Annotated in this window: 24 protein-coding genes and 1 pseudogene; 4 read left to right on the top strand and 21 right to left on the bottom strand. The window is 40.9% G+C overall.

Translation table 11 applies throughout. The features are described from left to right. Positions 1-96: 96 nt before the first annotated feature. From BV60_RS0101290 to BV60_RS22510, 15 genes are all read right to left on the bottom strand, one after another. Complete coding sequence (locus tag BV60_RS0101290) at positions 97-1017, bottom strand: M14 family metallopeptidase (protein WP_029319018.1); 921 nt, start codon at positions 1015-1017, stop codon at positions 97-99. Continuing rightward, on the bottom strand, positions 1017-1961 hold the full coding sequence (locus BV60_RS0101295) for a M14 family metallopeptidase (protein WP_029319019.1): 945 nt from the start codon (positions 1959-1961) through the stop codon (positions 1017-1019). Before BV60_RS0101295 ends, BV60_RS0101290 begins: the two co-directional genes overlap by 1 nt. Continuing rightward, positions 1961-2797, bottom strand: coding sequence for a transglutaminase-like domain-containing protein (locus BV60_RS0101300; protein ID WP_051656425.1), 837 nt, complete (start codon positions 2795-2797; stop codon positions 1961-1963). Before BV60_RS0101300 ends, BV60_RS0101295 begins: the two co-directional genes overlap by 1 nt. Before the next feature lie 21 nt (positions 2798-2818). After that, entirely contained in the window at positions 2819-3484 is a 666-nt protein-coding gene (locus BV60_RS0101305; protein WP_029319021.1) for an alpha-E domain-containing protein, read from the bottom strand. Further along, positions 3466-4785, bottom strand: a complete 1320-nt coding sequence (locus BV60_RS0101310; RefSeq protein WP_029319022.1) for a circularly permuted type 2 ATP-grasp protein — start codon at positions 4783-4785, stop codon at positions 3466-3468. Before BV60_RS0101310 ends, BV60_RS0101305 begins: the two co-directional genes overlap by 19 nt. Then, entirely contained in the window at positions 4751-6025 is a 1275-nt protein-coding gene (locus BV60_RS0101315; RefSeq protein ID WP_197029480.1) for an FUSC family protein, read from the bottom strand. Before BV60_RS0101315 ends, BV60_RS0101310 begins: the two co-directional genes overlap by 35 nt. Positions 6026-6596: 571 nt before the next feature. Beyond that, the gene (locus tag BV60_RS0101320) at positions 6597-8381 is read right to left on the bottom strand and encodes an ABC transporter ATP-binding protein (RefSeq protein WP_029319024.1); all 1785 of its coding nucleotides are present in this window, start codon (positions 8379-8381) and stop codon (positions 6597-6599) included. Positions 8382-8396: 15 nt separating this feature from the next. Then, a complete protein-coding gene (locus tag BV60_RS0101325) occupies positions 8397-10130 on the bottom strand; it encodes an ABC transporter ATP-binding protein (RefSeq protein WP_029319025.1) in 1734 nt (577 codons plus the stop codon). Between the two features lie 509 nt (positions 10131-10639). Then, positions 10640-11680, bottom strand: coding sequence for an SGNH/GDSL hydrolase family protein (locus BV60_RS0101330; protein ID WP_029319026.1), 1041 nt, complete (start codon positions 11678-11680; stop codon positions 10640-10642). Positions 11681-11779: 99 nt separating this feature from the next. Then, positions 11780-12283 carry a PTS sugar transporter subunit IIA gene (locus BV60_RS0101335; RefSeq protein ID WP_029319027.1) on the bottom strand — a complete coding sequence of 168 codons (504 nt, stop codon included), beginning with the start codon at positions 12281-12283 and terminating at the stop codon, positions 11780-11782. A 229-nt stretch (positions 12284-12512) separates the two neighbouring features. After that, a complete protein-coding gene (locus BV60_RS0101340) occupies positions 12513-15665 on the bottom strand; it encodes a glycosyl hydrolase 53 family protein (protein WP_051656426.1) in 3153 nt (1050 codons plus the stop codon). A gap of 288 nt (positions 15666-15953) precedes the next feature. Further along, complete coding sequence (locus BV60_RS0101345) at positions 15954-16238, bottom strand: metal-sensing transcriptional repressor (RefSeq protein ID WP_242840918.1); 285 nt, start codon at positions 16236-16238, stop codon at positions 15954-15956. Positions 16239-16274: 36 nt separating this feature from the next. Beyond that, positions 16275-16637, bottom strand: coding sequence for a heavy-metal-associated domain-containing protein (locus BV60_RS0101350; protein WP_029319030.1), 363 nt, complete (start codon positions 16635-16637; stop codon positions 16275-16277). A 3-nt stretch (positions 16638-16640) separates the two neighbouring features. Next, entirely contained in the window at positions 16641-19214 is a 2574-nt protein-coding gene (locus BV60_RS0101355; protein ID WP_029319031.1) for a heavy metal translocating P-type ATPase, read from the bottom strand. A 29-nt stretch (positions 19215-19243) separates the two neighbouring features. Beyond that, positions 19244-19393: a hypothetical protein gene (locus tag BV60_RS22510; RefSeq protein ID WP_330376162.1), complete on the bottom strand. Its 150-nt coding sequence runs from the start codon at positions 19391-19393 to the stop codon at positions 19244-19246. Between the two features lie 216 nt (positions 19394-19609). On the opposite strand from BV60_RS22510, the gene BV60_RS0101365 reads away from it, so the two are divergent. Together BV60_RS0101365 and BV60_RS0101370 are read left to right on the top strand one after the other, a co-directional pair. Next, complete coding sequence (locus tag BV60_RS0101365; protein WP_029319032.1) at positions 19610-20443, top strand: AIM24 family protein; 834 nt, start codon at positions 19610-19612, stop codon at positions 20441-20443. A gap of 15 nt (positions 20444-20458) precedes the next feature. Further along, positions 20459-20842, top strand: a complete 384-nt coding sequence (locus tag BV60_RS0101370; protein WP_029319033.1) for a hypothetical protein — start codon at positions 20459-20461, stop codon at positions 20840-20842. A 191-nt stretch (positions 20843-21033) separates the two neighbouring features. Here BV60_RS0101370 and BV60_RS0101375 read toward each other — a convergent pair whose 3' ends face one another. From BV60_RS0101375 to BV60_RS22935, 5 genes and pseudogenes are all read right to left on the bottom strand, one after another. Beyond that, on the bottom strand, positions 21034-21345 hold the full coding sequence (locus BV60_RS0101375) for a type II toxin-antitoxin system PemK/MazF family toxin (protein ID WP_029319034.1): 312 nt from the start codon (positions 21343-21345) through the stop codon (positions 21034-21036). Continuing rightward, positions 21342-21584, bottom strand: coding sequence for an AbrB/MazE/SpoVT family DNA-binding domain-containing protein (locus tag BV60_RS0101380; RefSeq protein WP_029319035.1), 243 nt, complete (start codon positions 21582-21584; stop codon positions 21342-21344). The genes BV60_RS0101375 and BV60_RS0101380 overlap by 4 nt, the downstream gene beginning before the upstream one ends. A gap of 528 nt (positions 21585-22112) precedes the next feature. Then, a pseudogene (locus tag BV60_RS0101390) lies at positions 22113-22436 on the bottom strand (carboxymuconolactone decarboxylase family protein); the annotation flags it as partial. A gap of 2 nt (positions 22437-22438) precedes the next feature. Further along, positions 22439-23212 carry a helix-turn-helix domain-containing protein gene (locus BV60_RS0101395; protein WP_029319037.1) on the bottom strand — a complete coding sequence of 258 codons (774 nt, stop codon included), beginning with the start codon at positions 23210-23212 and terminating at the stop codon, positions 22439-22441. 134 nt (positions 23213-23346) lie between these two features. Continuing rightward, entirely contained in the window at positions 23347-23511 is a 165-nt protein-coding gene (locus tag BV60_RS22935) for a hypothetical protein (RefSeq protein ID WP_156035904.1), read from the bottom strand. Positions 23512-24090: 579 nt separating this feature from the next. Here BV60_RS22935 and BV60_RS0101405 point away from each other — a divergent pair. Both BV60_RS0101405 and BV60_RS0101410 read left to right on the top strand, forming a co-directional pair. Beyond that, positions 24091-24300, top strand: coding sequence for a helix-turn-helix transcriptional regulator (locus BV60_RS0101405; RefSeq protein ID WP_026490098.1), 210 nt, complete (start codon positions 24091-24093; stop codon positions 24298-24300). Continuing rightward, a complete protein-coding gene (locus BV60_RS0101410) occupies positions 24300-24779 on the top strand; it encodes a hypothetical protein (protein WP_026491883.1) in 480 nt (159 codons plus the stop codon). Before BV60_RS0101405 ends, BV60_RS0101410 begins: the two co-directional genes overlap by 1 nt. Before the next feature lie 98 nt (positions 24780-24877). On the opposite strand, the gene BV60_RS0101415 is transcribed toward BV60_RS0101410, so the two are convergent. Next, entirely contained in the window at positions 24878-25090 is a 213-nt protein-coding gene (locus BV60_RS0101415; RefSeq protein WP_242840919.1) for a BrnA antitoxin family protein, read from the bottom strand. Between the last annotated feature and the right edge of the window lie 22 nt (positions 25091-25112).

Here is a 25112-nt window from a genome sequence, read left to right on the forward strand (position 1 = left end):
CAGATAGTACACCTATCTGTTTAAAAAATCAATATGTTTTTAAAATTTTTTACAATGACATACAAAAAATGTAATGATGAGAATTACAGAAGCATCTCATACCATCTTTATTACGGCTGTTTCCGCATATGTGATTGGGTCGGAATGCATAAAGAACAGCGTACCATCCCTTGGAGCGTACAATGTTTCCATTACTGAGCCATCATAAGGGTTAATGATATCAGCAAGGGGAGTCCCCTCATCTACACTTTCACCCACTTTTACAAGCGGCTCAAATATTCCCGGCTTGGCGGTCCTTACGCTGATCAGTTCCTTATCACTTATTACTTTTGTCAGATGCTCACCCTTTTCATGATATTTCACAAATCCAAGACTCTTACAGAATCTCAGTATAGATAGCACCGCCTGTCCGGCACTCTTTTTATCAATTCTGCTGGTAGTGGACGTATAAATGCTGTAGGCTTTTGTGTCCCACACCTGCCAGTTATAGTTCAATGTTGCCGTATCATACGGTCTGACAGTTCTTTTTACTACAAAAGGTAAACCAAACTTCAATGCAGTTTTGATATCCGAATATCCTTCATCCATCAGTCTCACATGTGGGACAAACTCACCAGGCATATAAAATGACGTAAACTGTATCCCATAATCGTAATCTTTTATCTGAGAAAAAATGCCATTGGCAATTCTCTGAGTAGTTTCCCCAAGGTCATACCCGGGAAACATCCTGTTTATGTCAGTATTATCAATGGTCCAGAATCGTTTCTGTGTATTCATTGAATATGGGTTACAGCATGGTATTATAAGAATTTTGACATTTGGGCTGATACGTCCTTCTTCCTCAAGCTGTCTGAATTTCTTAACAAGCTGGGAACAACAGTATAACTGCTGGACTTCATTCCCCCGCATGCTTCCGACAATGCAAAGTGATTTTTGCCCCATTCCAAATTCAAAACCGGTTATCCTGAAGCTGTCTCTATACAGCCCTTTAATCTCGTAAATTATTATCTTTTCCATTAAGCCATGACTTCCTTCTTAAGCAGTCTTCCGATAAGTGAGCCTTCATCAACAATAGGATATTCTCTTATTGTAAAAAGAATCCCATCCACAGGGCTTTCAACATTCTGCAGAACTTTTCCTGAAAGCGGATCGATGATACGTCCTATCCTGTCACCTTTTTTAAGCTTCTCCCAATGTTTCACATCCGGGATAAAGAGTCCCCCCGCCGCAGCATTGATAAAGCAAACATCCTCTGATTTTTCAGAAATAATAGTTTTTCTTGGCGCCTTTGTCTTTCCCGTCCACATTCCCATGTAATGCATAAGATTAAAAATTCCATCCACAAGCTGGTCACCATATTCTTTAGTTATCCGCATGCCTACTCCCATCTCAACTACAAGACATGGGGTCCCTGTACTGTTTAAGCTGTATGCAAAAGTTGACTCAAGTACTGTACTTGCTTCATGGATCCAGACAAAATCAACATTGCTTTGCTCTGCCAGCGGAACCAGTTCTTCTCTATGAAGCCTGTTTATTCTTACCTGCGGAATCTCGGTCAGATAAATATTGCTGGCATGTATGTCCAATACCACATCTGAACCTGAAACATCCTTTAAAATCTTTGCTGCAAGTAATTCTGTCATATTACCTTCAGCATTCCCTGGAAATATCCTGTTCATATCAAGATCAAAAGCAGGAATCCCACGAGTCACCGAATCTATCCCAAGCGGATTCATGGCAGGGTAAATGTCTACAATTCCCTTAAGACATTTTTTGTTTTCCTCTATCCGCCTGGCAAGTTCGAAGCATACATATTGCCCCTCAAGCTCATCTCCATGTATTCCGGTAACAATGCTGATTCGCTTTGGACTACTTTTAGAATCGTCCGGCATTATGCGCCTTTTCTTTATCCTTAATACCTCATCAACAGGTAGTGACACCTCTGCTACTGTACTTATCATTAAAACAATGCTCCTCTGCTTATAATGTCCTGTGCCGGACTTATCTCCGAAACATTTACATAAATATCCTGGGATTGCTGACCACCACCATGCATAATTCCTCTGTTTATCTGGCACTCATTGGCATCCCTACCACAGCCTATTTTTATGTGTGAATCTTGCACCAGAGTATTATTAGTCGGATCAAAGCCATACCATTTGCCATTATCTGCAACTTCCACCCATGCGTGAGACTTTCCTTCTCCTATGATGAGTCCTGTAACATATCTGGCTGCACACCCGGACAAATTGAGCAGTGAAATCATGATATGAGAATAATCCTGACATACTCCGCGTCCAATAGAAAAAGCTTCCTCTGCTCCTGTACCAATCTTGGTGCATCCCTTTTCATAAACAAAGCATTCCTGTAGCTTTCTCATTATATACTTCGCTTTATCAAGCGGTTTCATATCATCAAAAGAAGGCATAGAATCCCTAATGGAATTCATATATTCACGTAGTTTATCTCCGGGAACAGTAAGTCCATGACTATGTCTGTATATCATTTCTTCGGTTTCGGTTGCTACAGATTCATGTGGAGTGTATCCGCATTCTGCTTCACCTTTTATATGGTATTTGAAGTATGAATGCGGTATCTCATTGCTGCCATATATGTATCTGTTTCCATGAGAATCCGTAGACCATTCTGCTTTTGTTTCAGGTATCATATCAATTTTTATGTTTGATATTTTCTGTCTGTCATCATCCTTTGGGATACACTTTATTGTGTAGCAGCACCACGAAACATCCGCAGAATAGTGGATTTCCATGCAATAATCAAAATGAAGTTTTTTCACGACATCACATCCCCTTAACCCTTAGGCAATCAGCGCCTCTACCATTTTTATCACGCCATAATAATCCACTTCCTGTTCTTCCACAGCCTTACGTATTTCCTCGAGTCTGTCCTTTTTTACATCAATTCCGCTCTTTTCAATCCTGGGGATCATTCTGTTTGCCTCTCTGATCAATACATCTCTTCCCAGACCAAGCCTGGCATAAAGGTCAAATCTTTCGATTCTTTTACCGGACTTGATAATGTTTCTTACATGATCATCATCCAGCTTATCATCTATCATTCCCCAAAATGCCAGGATATCGTCTATAACAAGCTGTAGCTCAATAAGTGGAGCATCGCTGAGCTTTGCTTTGTTCATCTCATATATTGCAAGCTGTATATATGAAAGAGATTCCGAACCAATGCTTTCTCTCAGCACAATGGCATTATCATAAGCTCTGATGAGATTTCTGATTATGGAATCTGGATTATTCTCATCAAAGGGATATGACTTCATAAAATCCTGCTTGTCAGCATAAATGTTTGGAATATCTATCATCCGACAGAACTCAGGATAACTGTCACAAAGCTCATCTATCATAGTGTCATAGCTTTTAAAATAGCATCGTACCAACGTGTATACTCTCTCGGCATATCTGCCCAGCCAGTATAGTCTGTTTGTCTGTTCTACTGAGATAATACCCATGTATCCTTAAACCCTCCTCCTTGTGAAGAATTAACAATAAACGAATCAGGATTTCTTGAAAAACGTGTAAGGCCACTTTTCCATACAAGTGGTTCATCTGCCATCAGGACAAATGCCCTCAGGTCAGCTTTTCTCGGAACCATCTCTCCGCCTTCAAGAATATCCAAATCCTGGAAATCAATAACTTCCTGTGCGATAAACCTTCTAGGCTCAGCCTTAAGCAGTTTTATAAAACTCTCTTTCTGTTCCTTTGACATTGAGGAGCCAAATACTACTCCATATCCGCCTGCTTCAGCCACATCCTTAAGTACAAGACTGTCGAACTTATCGAGCACATATTTCATATCTTTTTCATAGAAAGGCAGATATGTAGGCGCATTATGAAGAATTGGCTCTTCACCCAGATAGTAACTGATCATTTTCGGGACAAAATAATAAATTCCTTTATCATCAGCTATTCCATTACCCGGAGCATTTATCAGAGCAACATTTCCTTTTCTGAAAACATCATATATATGCGGTATTCCTATGACGGACTCAGGGTTGAAATTCATGGGATCAAGGTACTCATCCGAAATTCTCCTGTAAACAGCCCCGACTCTTTCATGCTTTCCGTCAGCAGTAATAAAGTACAGTTTGTCATTTTCCACTATAAGTTCCGAACCATTGGTAAGATGGGCTCCTGTCTGTTCAGCAAGATATGAATGCTCGAAATATGCAGCATTGTACCTTCCCGGTGTAAGGATAACTGTATGTCCTCCTACATTAACGTTATTCATGGTTCTTCTCAGAAGCTTTGCATAATTTCTGTTATCCTCAAGTCTTACATCATTAAATGTCCCGGGAGAGCTCCTCCTGCAGAATTCTCTGGCGATCATAGGATATGAAGCCCCTGAAGGAACACGTAGGTTGTCCTCCAATATATACCACTGCCCATCCTTACCTTTTACAAGATCGATTCCGGAAATGTGGGAATATATCCCTTTTACCGGATACACTCCATCACATTCCACCATATAACCGCTGGAAGCAAAGATAAAATCCTCCGGCACGACACCGTCCCTCACTATCTTCTTATCACTGTAAATATCCCTTAGAAAAAGGTTAAGTGCCGTAACACGCTGTTTTAGTCCCTTTTCAAGGTATTCAAATTCATCGTGCTCAATAATCCTTGGTATGGCATCAAAAGGAAAAAGCTGCTCCTTAAACTCATTATTTTTATAAATTCCGAATTTCACTCCATACCTTGCCAGCAGAGCATTGACATCATCTGTATGTTTTAGCAGGTTCACATTGTTCATAGGCATTTTCCCTTCTCTTGAAATAAAACATATGGTGTAGTTTACGCACTATTTGGTCGCACTCTGTATAACAGTAATCTGTCCTGTTGCTTTCATTGTCACCAAAAGTAATCATATCTACCGCTCCGGTCATATTTTTCAGGTAGTCTGTCATATTCTGTACAGAGGCATTCTTGTTATAAATTTTTATGTATGAATATCCTTCGTACTCATCTGACGGATACGAAAGAATCTTTAGCTCATCATAAAAATCGCTTCCCTTTATATCCTTTACAAGCTGCTCTATCTTTACGGTCTCATCAATACACATCATATATACGACCGGATGATCCTCAGGTCTTGCTTTATTTAGATAGTTGCGATAGGGAGACTTGTGCATTTTCCCATAGATGTCTTTTTCCGCCACATTCTTCAGCTCGTCATAATAGATGATAAGTACATCCTCAAGAATTATTGTTGTAAAGATATTAAATCCCCTGTCTCTGATAAAATTCTCCAGATTGGAAGAATGTTCTGCTGATATCACATATACCTTTGGATATCTGTTTTCTTTTATGTCATAAAGGATTGCTCCATCCATCGCTATTATAGGAAGCGTAGGTCTTATGTCCGGCATTCCTTCCAAAAATCCCGCAGGAGTCCTCAAAGTCATGAATGTAAGCCGAATTCCCTTTTCAAGCATATTCCTTATCATGATCTGACCATACGGTGTTATTCCTGTAGAAAGTCCATCCATTGCCCTATCAACATCTGCAATAAAAAGTGTATCCCTGTCATATTCACCGTGAATACATATGGAGTTAAGAGCAAGCCCCACAAATATCCCGATCAGGGTATCAAGCGATCTGTTAGCCACAAATATGTATGGGTTTTCATCCATGAGGTGATTTACAACAATGCTCAGAAAAACAACACAGGAAAAATATGATGCCTTCTTCTGCTTTAAAACAACAGTTGTATATATTATGGGGATTAGTGCCAGTGCAATACTGCAGTAATGAAGAAAGCTATCACCAAGTACAGAAAATTTTTGCTTTACAAGAATATAAACCAGTCCATATGCTGCACCGATTCCCGTTCCTATTGTCCGTTGGAATGCATTTCCCACCGTGTTTTTTGTCTGGTTCTGTATGCACCATAAAACCGCTAGTGCTGAATAAAATGGTGTGCCCTGCTTATCCCTAATAAAATAAATTGCAAAACAGATAAGCACACCAAGCGAAGATTTTATAATCCGCATCCCTATATGCGGAATGTGCGGTAATGTTTTTCTCATATATCAGTCCAAAACTCTCCTCATTGCTCAGCGCAGGATTCCCACCCTGTCTGCTTTTTCTCCATCTTAAGCCTCATACTTCACATTATTTAGTACGTGAAGATCTCCCAAATTCATATTCTCATTTCCTGTTTGGTCATTACCCTTTTTTGTCCTATAGAAAAAAAATGGCGCTCAGGTATCAACCCAAAACGCCATTGTCTTATCGCACTTATATAGGATTAGTTATATAAAAAGATTAAAAGAAAAAGGCGCTCTGAAACACTGTGTGAATCAAAACGCCTTTGTTTGTATATAAGTATACGGTTTGCAATTATTTTGACAATTGTTGTTTTGTACAATTTTTTTGCAACAATAGCTAATTCTTTTTATTGTTTTTGACAAACATGAACCTAATCCTAGTGTCTATCAGAAGTCTCTGGCTACCGCGACACTAGGATTGGTCCTGTAATATTTAGTGTTTTCTACAAATCAGTCGTTCCCTAAAACACTCACAAACCCATAAAACCGCTCCAGGAGTATTATACTTAAAATTTTACGAAGCCCTCACAAACTGAGCGGAGTACAACTCGTAGTAAGCGCCCTTCTTGGCCATGAGGCTCTCGTGGCCACCCCACTCCAGAATTCCGCCATCGTCAATGACAAAGATCTTGTCTGCATTCTTGATGGTTGAAAGTCTGTGTGCCACCACAAAGGAAGTCCTCTTTTTAAGAAGCTCTTCGATTCCCTGCTGAACCAGGATCTCAGTTCCGGTATCTATGCTGGCAGTTGCTTCGTCCAGGATCAGTATCTTTGGATCCGTCAAAAGAGTTCTCGCAAATGCCACCAGCTGTCTCTGGCCATTGGAAAGTCCGCCACCCCTTTCGGTGATGACCGTGTCATAGCCCTTCTCCAGCTTGCTGATGAAGTCGTGGGCATGTACCGCCTTGGATACTTCTATCATATCTTCGTCAGTGGCATCGGGTCTTCCGTACTTGATGTTGTCCCTGATGGTTCCCGAGAACAGATAGTTGTCCTGGGTCATGATGCCGAACTGATTTCTCAGAGACTGGATGGTAACCTTGCTAATGTCATATCCATCCACCATAATTCTTCCCGACTTAGTGTTGTAGAAGCGGCTAAGAAGGCTGACAATGGTTGTCTTCCCGGCACCTGTGGGACCAACAAGTGCGATGGTCTCGCCCTGCCCGGCTGTGAAACTCACATCGTGGAGAATGTCCACATCGGGCTCATCGGGATAAGCAAAGGTAACATGGTCAAATTCCACATTTCCCTTGATCTCCGGAAGATCAATAGCCTTCTCGCCATCCTTTACCAGAGGATCCATATCCATAATCTCATAAACCCGCTCCGCAGATGAGAGGTTGGTTATGAGCTTGTTGTAGTAATTGGCCAGGTTCCTAATGGGACTAAAGAACATCCCCAGGTACAGTACGAAGGCCGACAGAGTTCCCAGTGATTCCTGTGTCACACCGAGTTTTGTCACGGCCAGGTAATACAGTGTTGCTGTTCCAAGACCACCTGCAATCTCAATTGTGGGACTGTACAAGTCAGCAATGAGAACTGCGGATCTGAAAGCATTGATGACTTCGTCTACTATTCCGTTGAACTCTCTGGAGGATTCCTCCTGAGCGTTGAAACTCTGAATTACCGACACGCCCTCGATACCCTCGTGGATAAATGCTGTCATGTTGGAGTCCTTCTTCTTCCATTTCTGCCATCTCTTGTGGGCAAGAATCTCACAGAAGAACAGTCCCATCATGATGATGGGAACTGCCACTGCCGCAGAAAGAGCAAGTACCGGGCTCTTGATGATCATTATTGCCAGGATCACCACAAGGCTTATGGCCTCAGGAGCCAGGGTTGTAATGGTACTGGAGAGAACTTCCTTAAGCGCATTTACGTCGCCGGTTACCCTGGCCAGGATCTTGCCCGAAGGCCTCTGATCAAAGAAATCCACTCCCAGCTCCTGAATGTGAACATAGAGCTTTCTTCTGATGTTCCTGATCATGTCATTGGAGATGTCGGCCATTATGCGCCTCCAGACTCTGGTGGCGGCGTAGTGTATGAGAGCCATGGCCACCATGATACCTGCCATAATGAACAGGCCTTTTTCATTCTTGTCTATGATCTCGTCGTTTATTACTTTTTCAATCAGCAGAGGATAAGTGGTTGAGATTGCTACTGTGATCAGTATAAGTATTGTTACCAGTACAATCTTTCCTTTGTATTCCAAAAGATTTTTAAGAAGACGCCCTAGTACATCAAGCTTTAGGGTTTCCTTTAAATCCTCATCCTCTCTGGTGCTGTTTATTGCCATATAATATGCACCTCCTTATTCGCAGGCAGCCATAGCTTTGTGGTAGTCGCCATACTGAGCCTCATAGGTGCTGTAATACAGACCGCCTTTTCTGATGAGCTCAGCGTGGGTTCCTCTCTCGGCCACCCTTCCGTTTTCAAGTACAAGGATCTCATCGGCATCCTTCACTGAAGAAATACGGTGTCCGATGATGATCTTGCTCATATCATTCTTTTCCTGAAGTTCCTGCTGAATTGCAGCTTCAGTTTCCATATCCAATGCGGATGTAGAGTCATCCAACACAAGAAGATCTGCTTTCTTGGCAAGTGCTCTCGCAATGGAAAGCCTCTGTTTCTGCCCTCCGGAGAGGCCGATGCCTCTTTCTCCGATGACAGCGTCATAACTGTCGGTTATCTTCTCGACAAATTCCTGTGCGTGAGCACTCTTGATGGCAGACTTAACGGTTCTTACGTCCATTGTGTCTTTGAATCCAAGTCTGACGTTCTCAGTAATGGTATCCGAGAAAAGAAATACATCCTGCGTTACAACCGAGGAAAACGCTCTTACATCGCTAAGTGGCATCTTCATAATGTCTTTTCCCTCGATCTTGATGCTGCCGCTTGTGACGTCGTAGAACCTCTCAATAAGGTTTACGATGGTGCTCTTTCCGGCACCGGTGGCACCCATGATTCCAAGGGTCTTACCTTTTCCTAAGTTAAAACTGACATCGTCCAAGATTGTCTTGCCGTCAATTTTGAAGCTCACATGATCGAAGCTGATCTCACCTGACTTGCCAGCTTCCTTAAGCATCTCTTTTGCCGGGGTATCTGTAATCTCGGGCTCGGTCTTCATAACCTTGGTAATTTTCTTGTAGCCTGCAAGCCCTTGGGAAACCAGAGAAAGCATCCAACCAAGATTTTCAATGGGCCATACTACCTGGATTGAATATGACACGAATGCAACAAGTGTTCCGTAGGTGATGCTGCCCTTGATGGCTGCGTAGCCGCCGATGGCCACCACCAGAACCTGCATGATCTTGGGAATCAGGCCGATAAGAGGATCGCTGTCCGCAAGATCTGAAGCAAACTGCTTGTTAGCATCGCTGTAGGCTTCGTTCTTTTCATCGAACTTTTCCATCTCAAGGCCCTCGGCAGAGAATGCCTTTACAGTTCTGACACCTGAAATGTTCTCTTCAACAACCTTTGTGAGAGCGGCGTTTCTTTCGCTGATATCGTCGTAGTCCTTGCCCAGCTTTTTTTCAAGGTGAAGGGCCACATATGCAAGAGGCGGCATAAATGCCAGCGGGATTATGCTGAGCTTCCAGTTCAGTGTGATCATACAGATTACAACGCCTATGAAATAAACGGTTGCCTCAGTCAAAAGCATGCCCACAAATCCCGTAAGATCCCATACAGATCCGGCATCATCCTTGACTCTGGCCATAAGCTCACCGGTGTTGGTCTTGTCAAAATAGCCCTTATTCAGGGAGAATATGTGCTTCATCATGTCTTTTCTAAGTCCCGATGCCACGCGGCAACCGGACATGTCACACAGGAACTCCTTAACAAACTGGAAGAAGGCTCTTCCAAGGCCTGCTGCAACAAAGAGAATAATATCTCTCCTGAATATATCCATATTTCTGCCCACGATAACATCATCAACCATGGACAGGGTAACGAAAGGCAGCATTACATCAATTGCGGTGCTGCAGATCAGAGATATTCCTCCAATCAGGTATCGCCACCAGTTTTTTATCAAATACTTTTTCATTGTTTTACCTCTCTATCTACAAACGCACAGTTGTGCGCTCTACACTCCATTTCGCTCGTTGCGAAACGCTCATCCCCCAGATGAGCAGCAACCTAAGCGGAGCGGTTTTTATTTCATAGGCAATTCCTATGAAATAAAAAAGCGACAGGATCGGAGACCCTATCGCCTAGTTATCGCCTGTAGCACATCGCGCGCATGTGCCCAATAATATAAAAGGCGTGGTCTCCTGAGCGGATACCACGCCAAAATATGCCTGATAGTATTACTTGGCAAACTTCTGCGAGGTAACCACAATTACCATGTTCAGTCCATCAATATGTCTAGTCTTAATCATTGCGTTTACCTCCTTTCTAAAAAAATAAGTTTACAGTGTCACAAGCAACTACTACGTTATGCCAAATGAAAATCTTTGTCAATACAATATTTGAAATTTACAGAATTTTTATTCAACTTGTTTTGTTGTTATTAAGTTTAAGCGCTTTAACTACTGCCTCATCCGGCAAAAAGTGTCACATACTCTTCATGAGACAATCCGATAGTACTTCCGCCGCTATACGGTGACCTTCCGGATCAGGATGGAGCCTTGCACCTACGTGTATTCCTGAGCAATCCGGGAGCCTCAGATATATAACGTTATCATCATTTTCCGCATTATATGTATCAATAATTTCACAGATATACTCTTCCATCTCATTTCCAAGCATTCCATATGCCCAGATAATCTTTGCTTTTGGATTACTCTCCCTTACGGATTTAAGGAAATGATTTCCACAGGTTTTAAACTGCTGCAGGAATTCATCTTTACTCCATTTGTCCAGTTTCATTGCACCGCCGTCATTGGTTCCAAGGTTGATAATAATGGCATCCTTTTCATTATTGCTAAAATCCCAGCTATCCATACATCCGAGTTTTTTGGCATCCTCAGATATCTGCGCAGCACACACATAGGGATATACCTTCGGAAGTGAGCATTCGGTACTGCCATCCCAGGAAGCATACACTCCCTGTCCGCTCTGACTCAGAATACTGTAATCCGCATCAAGTTTTTTTGCAGTCATATATGCATAGCTGTTTACACTGTCAAAAACTGTGGGTATCCATTCTTCACGCGAAAGCGCATACGCTCCCTCCCCTGATGTAATACTGTCACCAATGAATTCAAGACTGTACTTCCTCTTCTTAACAGGAAGGAATTCCCCATCTGTATCAAAAGAGAATATTTTAATTACAGAAGCACATTCCTCCATCATGGACTGTGTACTTCTCGCAATCCTGACATTTGTAACATGTGACTTATCAAATCCCCGCATCAGCTGATATCTGTGTCTGCCCTCCTGAAGGGGGAAATGCATTATACGAGCATCATCAACAAAAACATCTATCCACAACTCAAGTGTTCCAAAGGTAGACTCTATATCTGCATACAGATATCCCGCACTGACATTTACTTCTATTCCACTCCCGGTCCAAAATAATGTAGTGCAGTCATCTAAGGAAGAACATCTTCCCCATATACGCTTATTTTCTATTTCTGACAATTTATATTCCATAATTTATACTCCTCATGTATATATTTTATTTCTTGGATTTTTCGTCCCATACAGGTATATCAATTTTCATATTTCTTATATTACTGTTTCCCGGATATATCAATTTTCAATCGTGATCAGGTCATCGGAGAAAGCTACCTGTCCTTGTTCCCTGAATGATACGTTTTTGAATTCACCTGCATTTGACACAACAGTCATAATAACTGTAGGATGACCGGCTTCTCTTACCTTATCCAGATCAACTTCAACAATAGACTGACCTGCCTTCACATTATCACCTGCTTTTACAAATGCCTTAAAGCCTTCACCTTTCATCTCGACTGTATCTATGCCGATGTGAACAAGAAGCTGTACTCCCCCGGGGCACTCCATTCCGAACGCGTGAAGTGTATCGGAAAGAGTTGCAATCTTGCCATCACATGGCGCAACAACCGTGCCTTTACTTGGCTCTATACCAACACATGGCCCAACCATTCCCTGTGAAAAAACCGGATCCGGTATATCCTTCATTGCTACTATCTCACCTTCTGCTGTAGCTTTCATTGATATAGGAAACATGGCAGTAGCCTTTTCTTCTTTCTTAAACATATCAAATAATCCCATATTACTCCTTTCCCATAATACTGATAATCAAAAATACCTTCTTTGCATATGTAATTATTATTTCATACCTTTGCCATTAGTAGCAATGACCTTTTGATACCAGTAAAACAAATCCTTAGACCGGGCATGTAATCATTCCCGTCAGTATATTAAATGGACAAACTCTGTAGATCGACAAAAAAATAAAGCAGAAATGTTTCCCGTATCAGAAACATTTCTGCTTTTTGTATTACTTAACTGTTATTTTGCATTTTGCCTTGAATTTTCCGTCCTTTGTGACAACTGTAATTGTAGCTTTACCTTTTCCTACAGCCGTAACTTTTCCGTTTTTGCTAACCTTTGCAACCTTCTTGTTGCTGCTCTTCCAGGACACATTTTTGTTTGTTGCATCAGTAGGATTAACTGTTGCCTTGAGCTGATACTTCTTACCGACTTTCAGTGTCTTCTTCTTTTTGTTGAGCTTAACCTCTGTAACCTTTACTACTGTTTCCTCTGTAGGTATATCTACAGCCGGTGTTTTATTATCCTGAATTATGGTTGTATTTGAGGCCTTACTATCGCTTGTTGTATTGCCGGTTTTATCTTTGCTATCTGTTGTCGCATCACCGTTCTTATCTTTACTACCGGTTGTCTCTGTTGCTTCATTACCGGTCTTACCTTTACTACCGGTTGTCTCTGTTGTCTCATTACCGGTTTTATCTTTGCTGTCGGTTGTCTCTTTTTTAGCTGAATCATCCTTGGGCTCTTCAATTTTTTCCTGAACAACATCACCTGTTTTTATCAGTGCAAAATCATCCCAGGCTCCCCAGCACTTTGCAGAAGCTTTAGTATAGGCTCCGATTGTCAGCTGTGTACCATCATTGCTGATTACAATGTTACTTATTGTAGGATTTGTAAATTCCTGCCAACCATTTAATGTAGTGTTTTCTGCTGTTTCTTCACCATCAAGAATTGTATACAGCTTGAATTCATCACCTTCACCGGCATCTCCGCCCTCTAAAAACGCACTCAGACTGTATATGCCTTTATCAAGCGTAATTGTCTGCTTAATGTCGAATTCATAAGCAGTTTCGTTCCAGAACTTCATGCACCACTCACCTGAGTGAGTATTGGATGAATCCTTCTTTATGGCAATTTCATTTGTTTCAACGCCGGATGTAAGCTCCCATCCGTCCTTTCCTTCCTCAAATCCGGGGTTAACAAGGTAATTCTTTGCTTTTATTTCAAGCTTACAGGTTGTTTCCACCTGTTCACCGTCAACATCCGCCGTTCCTGTGATGGTATACTCACCGGCACCACCATTTTTCGCAGCTTCGAGTTCTTCACTATTCCATGCAACAGCCACTTCTTTTGAAGTATTGTTGTTGTATTTTACAGTAACAGTATCAGACAGCTTTATCTCTTCGCCAAACTCTGCGGTTACCTTTTCTGTGCTAATGCCGGTTATCTTAAGTTCAGCCTTTGCGCCTGTTCGCATATAGCTATACATCTTTGCGGATGCAAGGGGATGTCCTGTAAAATCAAACCATGCCTCATTTTCAACAACAGCGCCGCCACCGCCATATTTTCTTGCGCCTTCGTCATAGCTGCCTGCATTGTCTGTAGCCCAGCCTGTCCCGTAGGTTTCCCAGTTTCCCTTATTTATGGCAAGGAACTCCTCATTACTCAGTCCATCTTTTTTATCCTGGTTAACAGGAAGCCATGCGGGTTCCCAGTAAAATACACCGATACCGTTAGTTGCTGATGCAACTGCGTTAACTACCGCTCTGACTGAATCAGCCTGACCCTGAGGTGATACATCAAAATTGAAGGTATCTTTTCCTTCAGTATAATCAGCCTCTGTTTCTGTATTTTCACAGCCGTCTCCATCCTCAAGTGTGTAAACATATGAGGTTTCCGCAACCATTACTTTCTTATTGTATTTTTCAGCCACCTTGGATAATTCGCTGTTTAAGTTGTCTATTGTTCCATGCCAATAAGGATAGTAAGAAGAAGCGAATACATCATAATTAACTCCGCCATTCTCAAGCATTTGGGCATATCCTGAATATCTTCCGCTTTCAGGGTTAGTAAAATGGATTGCAACAAGAATATCCTTTCCTGTTTCTTCCGAAACCGCTCTTACTCCTTGTGCACCGGCAGCGAACAATTTCACCATACCGGCACTTTCGCTCTCTCCGGCAATTCCGTTATTTGTTTCATTACCAACCTGTACCATTCCTACATCGACACCTGCGTCAAGAAGTGACTTCAGGCTTACTTTTGTATATTCATTAAGTGCCGCTGCCTTTTCATCAGTTCCCATACCTGCCCAAGCCTTAGGTGCAGTCTGCTTTCCGGGATCAGCCCAGAAATCTGAATAATGGAAATCAATGAGCACTCTCATTCCCGCATTTGTGACCCACTGTCCGATTGTTTTAGCTTTCTCGAGGTCGCAGTTTCCTCCTCCATATCCGTTGCCATTCTCATCACCAGGATTATTCCATACGCGAAGGCGAACATAATTAACTCCACAAGAACTAAGAAAATTAAAGTATCCCTGGTCATCAAGCTCCTCCCCTTCATAGTTGTAAAACTTTACACCACCATTTTTCAGTGCGATATATGAGCTCACATCTACTCCTGTGATAAAGTTCTCATCGCATCCGGGAACCTTCTCAACAAAAATCTCTGCATTTACTGATGTATCTTCTTTTTTGTCATTTTCCGTTTTTTCGCCCTCAGTATTCTTCGGATCATCTTCTGAAGTTTTTTCGCCTACCGTAGTATGCTCACCTTCAGTAGAAGTACCTGTTTCACCATCCGTATAAAGGCAGACATTATCTATATCGCCCCAATAACCACTGTTAATACTGCCTTCGAAGCCGATTGTAATGTCACTCTCTTCTGTCAGAGTGAATTCTTCGGTTTCGTAGGTAGACCAAGCGTCCCAACCTGTAGTAGTATACTCAACACTTTTATCACAGACTTTCAGAACTATTCCGGGTTCAGCCTCAGCACCATCGGCATCAAAAGCAAGTTTATATGTGCCGGCAGGCACCTTTTCAATATTCTGCGAAAGACAAAAGTCCTCGGCATCTGCATGATTATTCCAAAAATTAAATATTTGAGTTTTATTATTTGATGCCCATTCATCGATTTTAATCTTAGTACCTGCGCTATCTCCATCAGCGTTATTAAGATTAACTTCCCAACCTTCCGTATTGCCTGTCTCAAAATCCCCATTTACTACAAGCTGAGTAAGTTTCCAATTTCGTTCCGGAGCTGCATAGTCCATTTCTTCTGCACAAACAGATGTGCCAATCTGTGCCAGTGTCATCACTGACATAAGGGTGGCACTAATCCCCCTTGCCGCTTTTCTCTTCAAGCTAACCCTTCTCATTTGTATCCTCCCTTTTTGCTAAACCTGATTTCCTTGCGCAACAGTTGCGCAACCGTTTGCGCAACTAATGCTCTGTTAGTATAACACTTAAAAAGTTAGCTTATCCATTGTATTAAGTCACAATTTTCGTTCTGCTGTTTTTGTTGAATAATCACAAAATTTATTGTGTTTTTGCGCAACTTGCGCAACATTTTGTATAGCTCATAACACAAAAAAAGGAACAGGTTATACTGTGCCGAAGTATATCCTGTTCCGTAAACTTAAAATTGCCAAAAATTTTCAAAACTATTATTTCATAAGCTTTCTTATCGTTTTTAATAGTTCATCAACGATTTCTTCATCTCCGTTTTTTATTCCATCAGTAACGCATCCTTTCAGGTGATATCCAAGGAGTTCCTGATTAAAGCCATCTATTGCGGAAGCAGCTGACATGGACTGCTGAAGGATGTCATTGCAGTATGCGTCTTCCTCAATCATCTTTTCCACCCCGCGTATCTGTCCTTCCAGGCGCTTTAAGCGGTTAATCAGAGCCTTTTTCTGTGCTGCTGTTCTCATTGTCTTTTTGTTTGCCATAAGTAATCTCCTGCAAATCATCATTGTACCGGCTTTTTATTGTACTGATACAACCTTATAGCCCAGTCCTTCTATCTCTTTTATCAAAGTTTCATCTTCTACTTCTTTTTCATACTGCACAACTGCCTGCTTCTTTTTGAGATTAAGTTTAGCAGATACTCCGTCAATTCTATTGATTGCCCTCTTCACACGATTGGTGCAGTTTTCGCAATGCATTCCGTCAATCTTGAATACTTTTGTCCTGATCACACTTCCGGATAGTTTTTTATCAGGCTCTTTAACGGTCCCGCCTCCGCCTCCGCAGCATCCGCCTTCTCCTTTAAAATGCTTGATCGAACCTCTGAGTGCAACAATAAAAATGATAACAATTACTGCAATGATAATGATATTTGAAGTCATAGCTTATTCCACTCCCAACACCTTATAGTCTTGATCTTCTACAGCTTTTGTAAGCACATCATCTGCTACATCTGTGCTAAGTGTTACCACTGCTGTATTAGCGTTGTGATCAGCCACAGCGCTTTCAACACCTGCAATAGCTTCAAGGGCCTTCTTTACACGGGCCTCGCAGTGCTCACACATCATTCCTTCTACCTTAAGTGTCTTTGTCATCGTCTTTTCCTCCATTTCGTTATTGTTATTATTATCTATTACTTCCTCTATCGAAGCAGGATGTCTCATCTTATGGTCATGAGATGTATCATGTACCTTGAAAAGATTAAGTCTGAGCGCATTCATACATACCGTGAAGCTTGACAGGGACATTGCCGCTGCTCCCCACATGGGATTCATATGAATACCGCGGTACAGCCCTGCCGCCATGGGGATGAGAATAATATTATAGGCAAATGCCCAGAAAAGATTCTCATATATGTTCCTAAGAGTTCCCCGGCTGAGCCTTATAGCTGCTGATACATCAGTAAGCTTTGAATTCATCAGTACAACATCAGCGGAATCCACTGCAACATCAGCTCCTGCACCGATTGCTATGCCAATGTCTGCGCGGGTAAGTGCAGGTGAATCATTGATTCCATCACCTACCATTGCGACTTTTCCATATTTCTGAAGTTTTCTAATAACCGATTCTTTACCCTCCGGAAGAACACCTGCTATGACTCTGTCTACTCCAGCCTGCTTTCCGATTGCCCTGGCTGTCCTTTCGTTATCACCGGTAAGCATGACAACCATGGTACCCATGTTCTGAAGTTCTTTTACAGCCTGAGCAGAATCTTCTTTGATAACATCAGCAACAGCGATTATCCCGAGAAGCTTCCCATCTCTTGCAAAAAACAGCGGGGTCTTACCTTCTTCTGAAAGGCTCTTTTCTCTCTTCTCCATAGCAGCATCTATCTTACATACAGTGCGGATAAATTTTCCGGAACCTGCATACAAAGCCTTACCATCCTGCTCGGCGGATATTCCGTTTCCCGGAAGCGCCTTCCAGTTAATGATGGGATGCACCGGGCATGGCGGATTGGGGACAGAGTTTACGATTGCCTTTGCCAGAGGATGTTCGCTCCTTACTTCCATAAGGTAAGCTGCAGTAACAAGTTCTTTTCCTGTGACTCCGTCTACAGGAATTACATCTGTTACCTCAGGCTTACCTGCAGTTATTGTTCCTGTCTTATCAAGCGCCACAATCTGAACTTTTCCTGTAGACTCCAGAGATTCACTGGTCTTAAACAGAAATCCGTTCCTGGCGCCCATACCATTACCAACCATAATCGCAACGGGTGTTGCAAGTCCCAATGCACACGGACAACTTATAACAAGCACGCTTATAGCCCGTTCAAGAGCAAACACCACTCCGGCTCCCTGAACCATCCATATGATAAAAACTATGACTGCAATAGCTATAACTGCCGGTACAAATACACCCGAAACCTTATCTGCTATTCTGGCAATTGGTGCCTTTGTGGCTGCAGCATCGCTGACCATCTGAATGATCTGTGAAAAGGTTGTATCTTCACCGACGCGACTTGCTTTCGCCTTAAAGAATCCGGATTGATTTATGGTTGCAGCACTTACGCTGTCTCCTACGGATTTATCTACAGGTATTGATTCTCCTGTAAGGGCCGATTCATCAACAGCAGTATCTCCCTCAATGATTGTTCCATCTACAGGTATTGAATCTCCGGGCTTTACAACAAATACATCTCCCGTCTGAACTTCGTCGATATCCACCAAAATCTCTTTCCCATCACGCTCTACCGTGGCGGTCTTGGGGGCCATCTTCATAAGATTCTTAAGCGCATCTGTTGTTCTTCCCTTGGACATTGATTCCAGGGTCTTACCTACTGTGATAAGGGCCGGAATCATTGCCGCTGACTCAAAATACAGCTGACTGTGGTAAATCTCCATAAGATCCGAATTAGGTGTTCCCTGAGTAATCATCACGGTCATCTTATAAAAAACATACAGTGACCAGCCAAAAGATACCGATGAACCAAGAGCCACCAGAGCATCCATATTGGGACTCCCATGGAAAAGCGTCCTGAACCCCGAGATGAAGAATGCTCTGTTAATATACATCACGATTATTGCCAGAAGCATCTGCGTAAGAGAAAGTCCAAGATGATTGTGCTCAAGGAACGCCGGAACCGGGAACCCAAGCATGTTGTGCCCCATGGTCAGATACATAAGGATTAAAAGAAATCCTATGGACCAGGCAAGCCTCTTAACAAGCTTTGGGGTCTCATGGTCCTTTAAGGCTTCTTCCTCCGCAGCAAGCTTAGCGGAAGCGCTGTGCTTTTCCTTATTCTCTTTTGCATCTGCTGCATTCTTTGGCTTTGCGCCATAGCCTGCTTCTTCTACAGCACGTATAACATCAGCTTCGCTGACATCACCGTCTACACCCATAGAATTGGTAAGAAGTGAAACACTCACCTCTTTTACCCCGGGTAGCTTTCCTACCGCCTTTTCAACTCTGGCCTGGCATGCAGCGCAGGTCATTCCCGTAACAATATACTGCGTCATTTATCGCTCCTAAATAGTCCTGTGTACTATCACATGTTTTTGACAATCTTTACAAGTCTGTGAGCTCCCAGCTCGATAAACTTCTCAGCATCTTCAATGGATGCAATTCCGCCTGATGCCTTGATCTTGATATTGGGACCGCAGTGCTTTGCAAAGAGCTCTATAGTCCCCCCTACCATCTGCAATATATACTAGAGGGGAGTATTTGTCAAGCCTTTTTATCAGACATTTTTGTTAGTTGATGTTAACCATACAGCTACTCTGTCTTCCAATTTCTCTTATTGCCGATATCCGGAATAAAAGAAAAATCCCCCTTATGCAAATCATCATTCAGGTATTTATCTACAGGGTTTTCCAAATATATGATATTATTATATTGTGAGGAGGAACATAAAATGAATATCAGAAATTTTGAAAATGAGGGAAGAAAATTTGTCAGTAATATGGGGAATTTTCATGTACTTGAATACATTAAAGATTCAAGCGTATCACCGGCAAATGCTACAGCAGAGTATTTTATGGGCAAGATGGGAGTAAGAAGAAGGCAGGTGGTAATAGAGCTTGATGAGAACAATTCTGCAATTGTGCAGGCAGGTGCTATGCAATGGATGGCAGGAGATGTTCGGGCAACATCAGGAATAAAAGGTGTGGGAGATCTTTTCGGAAAGATGGTAAAGGGAGCTGTTACCAAAGAGTCCGCTGTTAAGCCTGAATATGTAGGAAATGGATGGCTTGTTCTTGAACCAACATATAAGTATATAATACTTGTAGATGTAGGTTCATGGGGATCCGGGATTACTATAGAGGATGGCATGTTCTACGCATGTTCCGGAACGGTTAAAAATTCAGTGGTTGCAAGGAAAAACCTGTCATCAGCAGCACTCGGAGGAGAAGGATTTTTTAATCTCAGCCTTTCAGGAAGTGGTATAGCAGCACTTGAGAGTAATGTTCCATATGACGAAATGATAGAAGTGGAACTTAACAATGAAACTCTGAAGATTGATGGTAACCTTGCAGTATGCTGGTCTTCAAATCTTGAGTTTACTGTTGAAAAATCGACGAAGACACTCTTAGGTTCCGCAGTAAGCGGCGAAGGTCTGGTAAATGTATACCGAGGAACCGGAAGAGTTCTTATGAGTCCCGTTGCACCAACAAACTCTCTTTATGCGGCAACTAACACTGTCGCTGCAAAAGCAGCTGCTGTTACCAGCAATACATTTGGACACTAATAGGAGGTATTTAATTTGAGCTGGCAGAACGAGTTAAGTAATTCCATTACAACCGCAAAACAACTGGGTGATAAACTAGGGCTGTCCTCTTCTGAAACAGATAAGCTTGAAAAAATAGTCTCACGTTATCCCATGATGATAACTCCATATTATTTTTCACTGATAGATATTAATGATCCTGAGGATCCCATTGCAAAAATGTGCATTCCTTCTAAGGAAGAACTATTGCAAAACGGAAGCTATGATACAAGTGGAGAATGCGAAAACACTAAATGTGAGGGGGGGTTCAGCATAAATACAAACAGACAGCCCTTATACTCTCCACCAATGTCTGCGCCATGTACTGCAGATACTGCTTCAGAAAACGTCTTGTTGGCCTCTCGGATTCTGAATTGCTAAAACAGTTGATGAAGCAGCGGGCTATGTGCGAGAATATGATTAAAAATTGTTTTCAAGTGAAATCATAAAAAAATTTAATCCTCGATGTATGGCTCCTGCAATTCAGCTGCCACCAACAAGTAAAAGCAAAAAAGACTATGAAGCTACATAAGCCTTTATCACAGTCTTTATTTCGAAATTAAAATGTATTATCAATCATACTCAAAAATTCCCTGCACCGCATCTGATACATTCATAATGTCCTCATATGCAAGAGAATCTACTCTATTACATCCTCTTGCCCTAGGATCTATTGCTTTAATCTGCTCGCAAATTACAGTCCCTGATTCACTCTTTTTCCCACACACTGGAATATGTATAGGCCCCGCCTGAATATTAGAAAGCATAGGACATACATGAAATATGCCAGTTGCGTTTATAAAAGCATTTTTGCTAACTATAACGAACAGCTGTCTTTTGAAACCTGTAATCCTTATAATATCCCCCTGATTATACTCGCTCATAAAATCTCTCTCCCTACCGGTTCGCCCCAATCAAAATCGCAAACTGTTATTTCACCGTTAAACTCTGCAAGTCTTTCTTCGAAAGTTTTATGAACAAACTGTTTTCTAAGCACGATAGTGTCATTTTCTATTTCTATATCCAACACATCAGAAACCTTTAACTGCAATTTTTCCAATATATCCTTAGGTATTCGAATCCCCTGGCTATTACCCCAGGCCCTTATTGCAACCTGTTCCATGTGATCACCTCCTTTTAATGTATATACATTATACCGTATATCCAAAAAGTGTACAATCACTTGATGTAGTTCCCATCACTCATTAAAATAATCTTTTTATTTCATGAGTTTTCGGATCGTCTTCAATCCTTCATAGTATGTTTTGAATCGTTTACCATATTTCCATTCGAAAGGCTTACAGAAGCTCCTTTCTTTTTCTTTTCGATGGCTTTGCTGATTTTTCCCATAAACACCTCCATCTGCATGATCGGTATATTTAACCTTAAAATATTTGATCTAATGCAAAGGTCTTGGGAAGTATTAAATTTCTATAAATTCTCATCTTTGCAAAGTAATGATTATCGAATTCACATAAAAAACATATAAACTTCACTTTAAGTTACGATTTCCAATGTAAGATAACATCATAGAACAAAACATATAACCCCCCTCATAAGAAACACTTTTCTTCATACAAATAAAATCCGGATTCTACGTGACAAGAATCCGGATTTTCTCATTAATCCATGAATATTATTCCATTTAGTTAGCTTCATAGACTTCCTTTGCCAGTCTGAATGCTGCCCAAGCTTTAGGCCATCCTGAATAGAATGCTGCATGTGTTATCACAGCTGCAATCTCTTTTTGGGTAACACCATTTTTCTTGGCATTCTCAAGATGATGTTTAAAGGAAATATCTGTAAGCCCCTGTGCCATGAGCGCAACCACAGTAATAATGCTCCTGGTCTTTAGGTCGATATCCTCATTATTCCAGTTCTCACCAAAGAGAACATCATCATTGAAATGTGCAAACTCAGGAGCAAAATCTCCAAGCTGATCCCTTCCTGCTGTTTGAACGATCTTCTCTGCCATACTCACTCTCTCCTTCCCATACTGGTAAATGTTTTGTTATAAGTTTTCTTTCTATATTCTTTAGGTGTAACACCTTCATACTTCTTAAAAAGCGCTGAAAAATGACTCTCATTGGCAAACCCCAGGTATTCAGCTATATCTGTGCAGCTATATTCGTTATATGAAAGCAGGTGCTTTGCAGCGGTCAATTTTTTCTGCCTTATATAATCTGATACTGATAGCCCCACTTCTTTTGCAAAAACAGTAGAAAGCCATGAAGCATTCATCTCGATTTCGTCAGCAATAATCTTTATTGTGATCCTATTATGCATATGATTTTCAATGTATTCCATACACTGAAGGATTTTGGGTGAGTAATCCGTGTGATTTTCATGATATGCTTTCATCCTGCCTGCATAATCAAGCATCATCTCCTCGTACAGAGCTTTTATATCCTCAGTCGTTTTTAAGCTGTCCATCTTCAAGATATAGAGATCCGATAATCCATAGGACTCATCGGATGGCATCCCACTCTCAATACAAACTCTGCAACAAGTAGTTATAACTGATACAAATAAATATCGCTCCTGCTGTACCGGAGATTCTGACAGCTTAGGAAACTCAGCTTTTCTATGCCTTACAAGAAAGCGTTTCAGCCCTTTGATATCACCGTTTTTTACATATTCAAAGCCTGACATCTCCTGGGGCAGTGTTGCATGAACATACTCCTCTTCACGCTGCCGGAAAAGATAATCTGAAAGCGCTACATCCATCTTTTTTACCACTTCATCCTGCATAATCTATCACCTTGACCATTATTGTTTTAGCCCCACGATTTACGCTAAAGAATCACATATTTATTATATATATTAAAAATTTAGCGCACAATTCATACTGAATCATGCGCATCAAAGTCTCTCTTTAATATATATCAGATAGTAAATGTCGCACCAAATACCATTACGGCTTTTCTGTTACACATGTTTACACAGGAAAGTCTCTCCATAAACTGTGAAAATATCTTCTGGACAGCTGCATCTCTCTGCTCTTTTCTTACTTCTGCTTTTCTTGTATCCTGAACATCTTTAAATCTCATGGTATATTCCTCCTCATCTGTGTTTGGTGTTTGTGTTTTCCTTATGTCTGTATTATGCTTCTTATCTGTTTTTAAAAACACAATATCTGTTTGGTTTTATGTCTATTGATTTGTTTATGAGAAAAAATCCAATCTGACGACCAAAAAAGCTCTGGACTCTATATATAACAAGAATCCAGAGCTAATGTTTTTAATTTGATGATCTAAAGAGTACAGACAATACGAAATAGATCAGATTGAAGCAAACAGGCACTTACTTGATAATCTATTTCCTATGCCAGAGCAGCCTAAGGTATCAAATAATAATGAAAAATCTGATTTGCAATCAGATACGGCTATTGCATAAGAAAACCTGCAGATTAAATCTGCAGGAACTTTGTTGACTAAAAGTTTAGAAAGTAGGAAAAGTCTTAAACTTTCTTGATTTTTCAAAATGGTATTCTGTGTGGGCTTCCTCTTTAATGCTTACGGATGATTTTAAAAAAAGATAAAAAATAATGCAAAGTTAACTTGACATAATATGCAAAGCAAACTATACTAAATCTGCAAAGCAAACTTAGCAAGAGTATGGAGGCTGTCATGAAAAACAAAATAAAGGAGTTAAGGAAAGTGAATAAACTTTCGCAATCTGAACTTGCTGATATTGTTGGAACTACGCGTCAGACAATTACCTCTATAGAGGTAGGAAAATATACAGCGTCTCTGATATTAGCGTATAAGATTGCACATCACTTCAATATGAACATTGAGGAAGTATTTGATTTTGAGAGCTTGGAGGAAGAAGACTAATGAATAACAAAAAAATGAATCAGATGAGAGAATCAATTAAAAAACAGAATTTTGCATATGTTGGAATTATACTACTTAGTGCAGCATTGTATTTTGTGTCACAGAGACCAACTATAACTGCAAGGTATGCAACATCTAATTATGCTGATTTCATGCAGGGATTTGTAATAGGAATGGTAATCGTATTGGACATCATAAGTATTTATCATCTTGTAAAGTATTCAAATGCTCTTAAGGATGATAAGAAACTTACACAAATCTATAACGAAATGCATGATGAGCGTATGTGTCATATCGAATCACTATCTGGGAAGTTTACAGTAAAGTTTGCAGCTATTTTCCTATTATTATTTGCAATAGTAGTAAGCTTTTTCAGTTTTGAAGCAGCAATTGCTATTATGGCAGCATTGTTTATACTGGGGATTGCCAAGAAAGTAAGCATGGTACACTATACTAGAACATATACGGGCGAGGAATAAAAAGAAAAGACTCAAGTTTCTACGCAGCTTGAGTCTTTTCTTTTTGTACTTCATTTGTAAGCGACCAACTAGAGGGCTTTTTATTTACCGCTTACCTTCTATGCCCAAACCATTTTCAACTTTCTATTGCTTTCTGCACATTCAGTTAAATACAAATTCATAAGGGTCTGGTAAGGAATCCCAACCTTCTCTGATAAATCTCTAAAATAATCAATAGTATTATTATTTATTTTTATTGTTATTTGTTTTTTCTTTCCTTTATCATAAGAAGACATGTTTGCATCTAAACTAGTAATGTCATATTCTTTCACAATAACCTAACCCCTTTCTTGA

The organism is Butyrivibrio sp. AE3004 (assembly GCF_000703165.1).
Lineage (GTDB): Bacteria > Bacillota > Clostridia > Lachnospirales > Lachnospiraceae > Butyrivibrio.